7 protein-coding genes and 1 pseudogene are annotated in these 8,960 nt (G+C 56.3%); 5 read left to right on the top strand and 3 right to left on the bottom strand.

Going from position 1 to position 8,960, the window contains the following annotated elements; all coding sequences use genetic code 11:
- Window positions 1–220: formate--tetrahydrofolate ligase (locus tag AC2FND_RS18715; RefSeq protein WP_496771256.1), on the bottom strand; the 220-nt coding region annotated here is incomplete at its 3' end.
- Window positions 221–405: 185 nt separating this feature from the next.
- Entirely contained in the window at window positions 406–1,341 is a 936-nt protein-coding gene (locus tag AC2FND_RS18720; protein WP_496771257.1) for a LysR substrate-binding domain-containing protein, read from the bottom strand.
- Window positions 1,342–1,580: 239 nt separating this feature from the next.
- On the opposite strand from AC2FND_RS18720, the gene AC2FND_RS18725 reads away from it, so the two are divergent.
- The 5 genes from AC2FND_RS18725 (at window position 1,581) to AC2FND_RS18745 (ending at window position 8,393) form a co-directional block, all read left to right on the top strand.
- Window positions 1,581–2,531, top strand: coding sequence for an ABC transporter substrate-binding protein (locus tag AC2FND_RS18725; protein ID WP_496771258.1), 951 nt, complete (start codon window positions 1,581–1,583; stop codon window positions 2,529–2,531).
- Window positions 2,532–2,613: 82 nt separating this feature from the next.
- The gene (locus AC2FND_RS18730; protein WP_480774570.1) at window positions 2,614–3,642 is read left to right on the top strand and encodes a quaternary amine ABC transporter ATP-binding protein; all 1,029 of its coding nucleotides are present in this window, start codon (window positions 2,614–2,616) and stop codon (window positions 3,640–3,642) included.
- On the top strand, window positions 3,642–5,624 hold the full coding sequence (locus AC2FND_RS18735) for an ABC transporter permease (protein ID WP_496771259.1): 1,983 nt from the start codon (window positions 3,642–3,644) through the stop codon (window positions 5,622–5,624). Before AC2FND_RS18730 ends, AC2FND_RS18735 begins: the two co-directional genes overlap by 1 nt.
- Before the next feature lies 1 nt (window position 5,625).
- Window positions 5,626–5,997 (top strand): cupin domain-containing protein, encoded by a 372-nt coding sequence (locus AC2FND_RS18740; protein WP_496771260.1) that lies wholly within the window; start codon window positions 5,626–5,628, stop codon window positions 5,995–5,997.
- A complete protein-coding gene (locus AC2FND_RS18745) occupies window positions 5,994–8,393 on the top strand; it encodes a trimethylamine N-oxide demethylase (RefSeq protein ID WP_496771261.1) in 2,400 nt (799 codons plus the stop codon). Before AC2FND_RS18740 ends, AC2FND_RS18745 begins: the two co-directional genes overlap by 4 nt.
- 139 nt (window positions 8,394–8,532) lie before the next feature.
- Here AC2FND_RS18745 and AC2FND_RS18750 read toward each other — a convergent pair.
- Window positions 8,533–8,745, bottom strand: a pseudogene (locus tag AC2FND_RS18750) (DDE-type integrase/transposase/recombinase); the annotation flags it as partial.
- Window positions 8,746–8,960 lie beyond the last annotated feature (215 nt).

The following is an 8,960-nucleotide window of genomic DNA, read 5'->3' on the forward strand; positions in this document are numbered from 1 at the left end:
TCTTCCCCTCACCCGCAGGCGTCGGGTTGATCGCCGTCACCAGCACCAGCTTGCCGTCCTCACGACCCTGCACCGAGTTGATGAACTCCTGGCTCACCTTCGCCTTGTCATGCCCATACGGCAACAGATCGTCACTGGATATTCCAAGCTTCGCGCCGATCTCCTGGATCGGCTTCTTATTCGCTTCACGCGCAATTTCGATGTCGGATTTATAGCTCATTGGGTTTGGTCTCCCTGCGTGAGATAGTCTGAATTGGTCCGGCCAAAGCGACAAAACGCAGGGCCAGATTCGGTCGAAATTTTCTTTAAGGTAAATAAATATTCCCAAGGGTCAATACGTGAGTTTAAAACGCCCAGGGGACATTTCCAAACATCAAGTCAAGAATCAGGGTTTTGCGACCAGGATCAGGCGTATCTTTTTCGACCCGCGCTGAGACCCAGCAACCAATCCTCGACGATGCGCTGTTCCGGGAAAGCTTTTTGAAGCGGCCTTTTCAGCAGGTAGTATCCGGATTGCGTTCGCACCGAAGCGTTCTGGACCGGCCTGACCAACGCGCCACTCTCAAGCAAGGGGTCAACAAGATGGGCCCAACCCAATGCAATTCCCAAACCATCGACGGCAGCCTGAACCGACAGTGGATAGGTGTTGAAAGCCACGGCCTGCTCCATCGACGAGGTGGAAACACCGTTACCGCTGAACCATGTGCGCCATGTCATCCACTCCGCATGGCTGCTGGTGACTTCAATAAGGTCCAGTTCCGGCAACGCGGAAAGGTCCGCCGCATTGGGGTTGTTTCTGAGGTACTCGGGGCTGCAAACCGGGAACACTGTTTCCCCGAACAGAAGCTTTGCCTCGTATCCCGGCCAATCGCCATCCCCACGCAGGATCGTCAGGTCCATGGAATCCGAAAGACACTCTGCGTCACTGTCCGAAGACACCAGCGAAATACGGATACGGCCATTGGATTTGTTGAACTTGTGCAGCTGTGGCATCAACCACAAAGACGCAACAGAGTTCGTCGCTGAAATCGACACCTTGTTGGCCTGATGCTTGGCCAGCATTTCACGGCTGACGTCCCGCATCTGATCCAGTGACTTCTCGACAGTAGCCAACAGAATGGCACCTTGTTGTGTCAGTGACACCGAACGGTGACCCCGCACGAACAATGGCACGTCATAATGCTGCTCCAGCAGGCGCACTTTGCGGCTGATCGCAGTTTCCGAGATGTTCAGCACCTTGCTGGCCTGCGCAAAGCTTTGCGCTTTTGCCGCGGCTTCAAATGCCAACAAATAATCGAGCGGAGGAAGGACTTTCCCTGTGACTGATGTTTTCTTGGGCATTTACAGGACGTTTCCCGATCTGGACGCGGCCACACGCAAAAACATTCATGGGCACCAGTTGCCGTCTGAACGAACAACCGACTGTTATCATAGTAAAAAGTTGAGTTTGCCTCAAGATTTTATGGTCAACGCCCCTCAAATTTCTTTTCTGCATTATGAGCGATTCTAGGCAAAATGCACAAATTCGCGGGCCGGAAGAGCCCCTTTAGCAAAAAATGAACCTCACTCAGGGAGCGAACATGAAACTCACAAACCTACTTTCTGCTGCAACCTTGGCAGCGGTAGCGGGCACCGGCGCGATCGCCGAAGACAGCAGCGATCCGATCATTATCCCAATACACAACTGGTCAAGTCAGATCGTAATGTCTTACGTGGTCGGCCAGTTGTTCGAAGAGATCGGCAATAATGTCGAATATGTCACCACCGACAGTCAGGCGGTCTACGAGTCGGTGCGTCTGGGCGACGTCACGCTTGAGATGGAAGTCTGGGAAGGCGCATTTGGTGCATCCTTCCGCGCGGCTCTGGAAAAGGGTGGTCTGCATGATGCGGGCGACCACGATGCTGTCACTCGCGAGGACTGGTGGTATCCGATGTGGACCAAAGAGTCCTGCCCCGGCCTGCCGGACTGGAAAGCCCTGAACGATTGTGCGCATTTGTTCGCGACAGCCGAAACCGGCGACAAAGGCCGGTATCTGGACGGTCCGGTAGACTGGTTGAAGCATGGTAAAGAACGCGCCGAAGCGCTTGATCTTAACTTCACCGTGATCAACGCGGGTTCCGCCGCGGCGCTGTGGGCCGAGATCGGTGCCGCCGAGGCTGACAAGACGCCGGTTCTTGTGTTCAACTGGACGCCAAACTTTGCCGAAGCCGTCTGGCCCGGTGAGTTTGTGGAGTTCCCGGCGTGGGAAGACGGCTGCGACAAAGATCCCGCCAAGGGTCCAAACCCGGATGCGCTGTATGATTGTGGCAACCCGGCAAGTGGCTATCTGAAAAAGGCGGCTTGGGATGGCATGAAAGACAAGTGGCCAGCCGCGTATTGCGCCCTGACCCAGATTTCTTTCACCAACCCTCAGATCGCGGAAATGGCAAAGCTGGTCGACACTGATGAGCTTGAGCCGGAAGAAGCGGCAGAAGAGTGGCTGGACGCCAACCGCGCGGTTGTCGACCCCTGGATCAGTGCCTGCAGCTGATAACGGCTACGAATAGTGAATCTGGCGCGGCCTTGATCATTTTGTGATCCAGGGCCGCGCTCAACAAGAAAGAAAAGCAGCCATGTCCGCCATCGCGCCTGTTATATCAGCCAAGAATGTTTGGAAACTGTTTGGACCCTCGCCCGAGAGCTATCTGAAGTCCATGCCGGCAGGCCGCAGTTTCGACGAGATCCGAGAGGATGGATACATCGCCGGGGTCAAGGATGTCTCGATCGAGGTTGGCCGTGGCGAGATGCTTGTCATCATGGGGTTGTCAGGATCGGGAAAATCCACGCTGGTGCGGTGCTTTTCGCGTCTGCACAACATCACCGGGGGCACGATCGAAGTAGACGGTCAGGACATCATGAAACTCAGCGAGCGCGACCTGATCGAATTGCGCCGCAACAAGATGGGGATGGTGTTTCAGTCTTTCGGGTTGCTGCCGCACCGCACGGTTCTGGACAATGTCGCCTTCCCGCTGGAAATGCGTGGGCAGGATCGCCACGACCGGCGCGAACGCGCTTTGGAGGTCATCAAGCTGGTGGGCCTTGAGGGCCGGGAAGAATACTTCCCACGGGAATTGAGCGGTGGCCAGCAACAACGGGTCGGTATCGCCCGGTCGCTGGCTATCGAACCGGATATCTGGTTTCTGGATGAACCCTTCTCGGCGCTTGATCCGCTGATCCGCCGTGAAATGCAGGATGAATTCCTGCGCCTGCAAGAGATGCTGGGCAAAACCATCGTCTTCATCACCCATGATTTCGACGAGGCGCTGCGTCTGGCTGACCGGATTGCTATCATGCGCAACGGTGCGGTCGAACAATGCGATACTCCGGATCAGATCGTGATGAACCCGGCGACCGAATATGTGGCGAAATTCACCGAGGATATCGACAAGGCTCGCGTGGTGCATGCGAAAGGGCTGGCAAAACCGGTGAACGGCCATACCCTTGAAGGCGCGCCGATCAATGGCGGATCAACCATTCATGAACTGGCCCGGGTTCTGGTCAATGACAAACGTATCCTGCTGCCGGTTGCGGATGAAACAGGCGTTGTCACCGGCGTTCTGGATCGCGATGCCGCGTTGAACGTTCTGCTCGGAGCGGAATGATGGCGACACTGTCCACCGAATTACCGGACACGGCAGACGGTGCGTGGGGGCGCACCAGAGTCCTTACCGCACTTCTGATCACCGCCTTTGCGCTGATCCTTGCAAAGGCGGTCGGAATTCTCCCTGAATGGTTGAACCGCATTCCCGAGGCGGCAATCCCGCCTACGGCGCAGATACTGGATGCGGTATTCAACTTCATCCAAAACGACCTTGGCCTGATCTATGTGACGCGCTTCATCGCCGAAGGCCCGCTGGAGTTTTTGTTGGACACATCGGCCAACCTTTTAGAAGGCAAGCGTCGCTGGCCTAATCTGGGACCGATCCCATGGTCTGCGATTGCTGCTGTTGCCGGTGTTGTCGGCTATGCCGTAGGGGGATGGAAGTTGGCAGCCCTTGGAGCGGGCACATTCATCTGGACGGCGGCAATCGGGCAGTGGAAAATCGCCATGCAAACCATGTCCGTGATTGTCGTAGCGGCACCCTTGGCGTTCCTGCTGGGTCTGGTTCTGGGAATAACCGCGTGGAAATATGGCTGGTTCGAGCGTATGCTGAAGCCCATCTTGTCGGTGTTGCAGACCCTGCCCTTCTTTACTTACCTGCTGCCTGCGGTGATCTTCTTTAAAGTCGGACCAACAGCCGGTGCCGTGGCAACAATTACGTTCGCCATCCCGCCGATGATCCTGATGACAACGCTGGGACTTAAGAAAGTCAGTCCCGAAGTGATCGAAGCCGGTCAAATGTCTGGCTGCACCCGCTGGCAGATGCTGCGTCACGTCTATGTTCCGGCGGCACGCACTGAAATTCTAGTTGGCGTCAATCAGGTTATCATGCTGTGTCTGGCCATGGTGGTTTTGACCGCCTTCATCGGAATGCCCGGACTTGGCGCCAAGCTACTGGCAATGATGGGTAGCTTCAAACTGGGACGTTCATTCGAGATCGGCGTTACCATCGTTCTTCTGGCGGTGACGCTGGACCGGATGTCCAAGGCGTGGGTGGTCAAGCAACCAGTTCACTTTGAACGCGGCACTCCCTGGTGGAAGCGGCACCAGATATCGCTGGTCGCGCTGGGTATGTTTATCGGGTTAATCCTGCTGTCGCAGCTGTTCCCGATCCTGGCCGAAGTTGGCCGTAAACAGCACCTGAGCCAAGGCAAGGAAATTGATGTGGTTATCAAGTCGTTCCTGGCGATCGAAGCCATCAAGGGAACAACTGAATGGTTGCGCTGGTTCCTGAATGTCAAAGTTCTGATACCGTTCCGGGACACGCTGTTGGCGATACCTACCCCCGCCTTCATCCTACTTGTCGTTGCCTTTGCTTATTGGGTCGGCGGGCGCCGGTCGGGTATCTATGCTGCGGTGTTCTTTACCATCGTCGCATTTTCGGGTTGGTGGGACCGGTCGGTGATCACTCTATATACAGTTATCTCGGCCGTTGCGCTCGCCACTCTGATCGGCATACCGCTTGGCGTGATTGCCGCCCGCTCCGAGCGCTGGTCCAAGAGCATCCTTCTGGCCTGCGACACCGCACAGACTTTTCCCAGCTTCATCTATCTGATTCCGGCAATCATGCTGTTCGGCGTCAATGATGTGGCGGTTGTGTTCTCGATCCTGATTTTCGCCGCTGTGCCGCTGATCCGATACACCATTATTGGCCTTAGCAGCGTGCCCCCGGAAATGGCCGAAGCTGCAGACATGTCCGGGTCCACGCGGCGGCAAAAGCTGATGTCGGTTCAGTTCCCGCTAGCGCTGCCGACAATGGCTGTCGGATTCAATCAGGCGATCATGTTTGCCTTTTTCATGGTCATCATCGCGGCCTTCATCGGCACACAGGACCTGGGACAAGAATTGCAACGCACGCTAGCAGGTACCGAGCTGGGCAAAAACTTTGTCCTAGGCCTGAACGTGTCGCTGATGGCGCTGACCTTTGACATGGCTATCAGCAGCTGGGCGGAACAGCGCAAAAAGCGACTGGGGCTGGACTGAGATGGCACAACTTCAGAACAGCCGCAGTGTTGCCCGTTTCGACGATGCCGGATTTGTCCGGATGCGGATGGACGGTCTGCCAGACGAGCAGGTCTGGTGGAAGAACGTCAGCTTTGATGAAGAAACCGGGCAAGGCAGCTATCTGATGAAGATGGCGCCAGGCACACGCTCGAACCCGCACATCCATCACGGATCGGAAGAGTTCTTTGTCCTCGAAGGCGATCTGACCGATCATGATGGGTTCTGCTATCGCAGCGGGAATTTCGTCAGCCTTGCCGCAGGATCCAGCCATTGCTCGCACACCAAGGCGGGCTGTCTTTTGGTGGTCACGCACCGAGGTGCGACGGAATCCATTCAGGAAGGTGAATTATGAATGTGAAGCCGGTTTTTGAAGTTCCATTCGAACGCAGCGGGGTGTTGGCCCCCGGCCTTCCGATCCTGCCCCACGGGACAGAACGCCATCCGGTTCCCGCAATGGGATCGCGCGCGGTTCCGGTGTCCAAAGGCGACACCATCACGCTGCTGGATCGCGATGGCATGCAACCGGCCGAGATGGTGTTCTTTGCCCCTGATCGAAGCTCGGACGCCGCCATGCTAGGCGCACAGGGACATGGGCGGCCGGAAGGGTTGATTGCAACTCTGGCGAATGGTTCGGCCTCGGGAAAGAAAGTGCTGCGCGCATTAGAGGTCGCGGGCTTCGATATCGGACGCGGAGATGCAGTCCGGGCTTTTTCAGCCGGATCGCGCGCGGGCGAAATGGCGCATTTCGTGGCGGAGAATGACGGACTGCTGATTGTCGCCGCACCGGGCGAAGCGATGCGGCCCGAGGACAACAATCCTCCGACTGACATCATTCTGTACATTCAGCGAGCAGCACCCGGCCTCGAGAAACCCGAAGTGGGTCCTCCCGATCCGCTCGCCGACCCTCTGAAGGACATCAACATTCAGCCGGGCAATGCTCAGTCCTACGAGGTCAAAGCCGGAGAATTCATACAGATCCTGGATATTCGCGGCCGCGAATGTTCGGATTTTCAGGCCTTCAGCCGCCGGGCGCTGGATCAGGGGATCGAGCGCGAAATCGATCCGACGACGACCCGCAGCCTGATGGGCAGCCTGTACCCGCAACCGGGGATATTTTCGAAGTACTGGTCCGTCGATCAGGAGCCCTTGATCGAAATTGTGCAGGACACCTGCGGACGTCACGATACGTTTGGGTTGGCCTGCACGGCGCGGTATTATGAAGATCTGGGTTATCCTGGCCATGTGAACTGCTCGGACAACATCAATAAGGATCTGGACCAGTATGGCATCCGCCCGCGCGGTGGCTGGCCTGCGATCAACTTCTTCTTCAACACAATGCTGGACGAGACCAACGCCATCGGCATGGACGATCCCTGGTCGAGACCCGGTGATTTCGTGCTACTGCGCGCTCTGACGGATCTGGTCTGCGTCAGCACTGCCTGTCCCTGCGACATCGACCCGGCCAATGGCTGGAACCCGACAGACATTCAGGTGCGAACCTACAAAGCGACCGAGGATTTCAAACGGTCCTACGGCTACAGAAAATCTGCGGAGGCGGATGTGGAAGAAACCAAGAAAACAGCATTTCACGACTGCTTTGCGCGTCATACCCGTGATTTCGTCGAATACAACGGCTACTGGCTGCCCAACACTATGACCAACCATGGCGCAATTGCCGAATACTGGGCCTGTCGGGACAAAGTCGCCGTGATGGACCTGAGCCCACTGCGCAAGTACGAAGTTGTCGGCCCGGATGCCGAAGAGCTGATGCAGCTTTGCGTGACTCGCAACATGAAAAAGCTGAGCGTTGGTCAGGTGGTCTATACGGCCATGTGTTATGAGCATGGTGGCATGATCGACGATGGCACCGTCTATCGTCTGGGAGAGACCAATTTTCGCTGGATCGGAGGCAACGACACCAGTGGTTTGTGGCTGCAGGAACAGGCGCGCAAGCGGAACCTGAACGTCTGGGTGCGCAGCTCCACGGATCAGTTGCACAACATCGCGGTTCAAGGGCGGCACAGCCGCGACATCCTCTCGCAGATCTTTTGGACCCCCCCCCAGCAGCCGACCATTGAAGAACTACCCTGGTTCCGGCTTACAGTGGCCCGGGTCGGAGATGTACGCGGAACTTCGGTCGTGATTTCCCGGACCGGATATTCCGGCGAACTAGGGTACGAAATTTTCTGCCATCCCAAAGACGCCGTCGAGATATTCGACCGTGTCTGGGACGTTGGTCAGAACTACGGAATTGCCCCGCTTGGCCTTGCCGCGCTCGATATGTTGCGGATCGAAGGCGGCCTGATCTTTGCCGGATCCGAATTCGACGATCAAACCGATCCGTTCGAGGCTGGCATTGGCTTTACCGTGCCGCTGAAATCAAAGACCGACGATTTCATCGGGCGGGCGGCGATCGAAGAACGCAAGGCACATCCCCACCGCAAACTGGTTGGTTTCGAGGTCGAAGGGGGCACGATCCCCTCGCCCGGCGACTGCGTGCGCGTTGGAAAAGCGCAGGTTGGAGAGGTTACAAGCGCAATGAAATCACCCGTCCTTGGCAAAGTCATCGCGTTAGGTCGGGTTTCGGTTACACATGCCACCATTGGGGCAGACATTGAGATTGGGCAACTGGACGGGCAGCAAAAGCGGTTGAAAGCCACGATCGTTCCATTCCCGCACTTTGATCCGACAAAGGAACGTGTGAAAGGGATATACGCAGAAGCGACCGTTCCGGACGCTGCAGAGTAGCCGCAAAAAGGTGACGACATGCGAAGTCATCATGTCGGATCGTTGCCAGGCCTCAAGAAAGCATTCGTCATTTGGTTTTGAGATACGGATGTGTCGCAAACATTTGGAACGGCCAAAGTCAGCGACTTACTGGATACACCTATCCTGCGAGCCCGGCGAATAGCTGGAAGCCAGACGTCGTATTGCTGGAGAATTGCCACTTCCTGATCATGTTGGCGACCTCGATGCCGTCCAGTGTAGCCGAAGCGGATCTGAACGATTTGAACCCACACATGTGCCGTACGCGACGCTTGATAAATCGATGATCCTGTTCGATCAGGTTATTCAGATACTTGGACCTGACGGTTTGGATTTTGACTAGCAACTGTATTTCTCAGGGGGTCTGAGCCGACCAGTTTTGCCGAGATTTGAGGAGTGCGTTCGCGATTGTAACAAGCTTTCTAGCGACTGCTGTGTTGATGACTTTGTGTGGCTTGCGCGCGTCACGCAAACGATCTGCGAAGATCTTGAGATGCGGATTGTGATGACTCGCGACGAGAGCAGCCTGGAACATGACGTGTCGTACCT

This window comes from Ruegeria sp. BHSB056 (assembly GCF_059613305.1).

What these genes read in the sequence shown, in the direction of transcription:
- AC2FND_RS18720 (WP_496771257.1), bottom strand. Translation starts at nt 1,341, where the DNA reads ATGCCCAAGAAAACATCAGTCACAGGGAAAGTCCTTCCTCCGCTCGAT.
- AC2FND_RS18730 (WP_480774570.1), top strand. Translation starts at nt 2,614, where the DNA reads ATGTCCGCCATCGCGCCTGTTATATCAGCCAAGAATGTTTGGAAACTG.
- AC2FND_RS18735 (WP_496771259.1), top strand. Translation starts at nt 3,642, where the DNA reads ATGGCGACACTGTCCACCGAATTACCGGACACGGCAGACGGTGCGTGG.
- AC2FND_RS18725 (WP_496771258.1), top strand. Translation starts at nt 1,581, where the DNA reads ATGAAACTCACAAACCTACTTTCTGCTGCAACCTTGGCAGCGGTAGCG.
- AC2FND_RS18740 (WP_496771260.1), top strand. Translation starts at nt 5,626, where the DNA reads ATGGCACAACTTCAGAACAGCCGCAGTGTTGCCCGTTTCGACGATGCC.
- AC2FND_RS18745 (WP_496771261.1), top strand. Translation starts at nt 5,994, where the DNA reads ATGAATGTGAAGCCGGTTTTTGAAGTTCCATTCGAACGCAGCGGGGTG.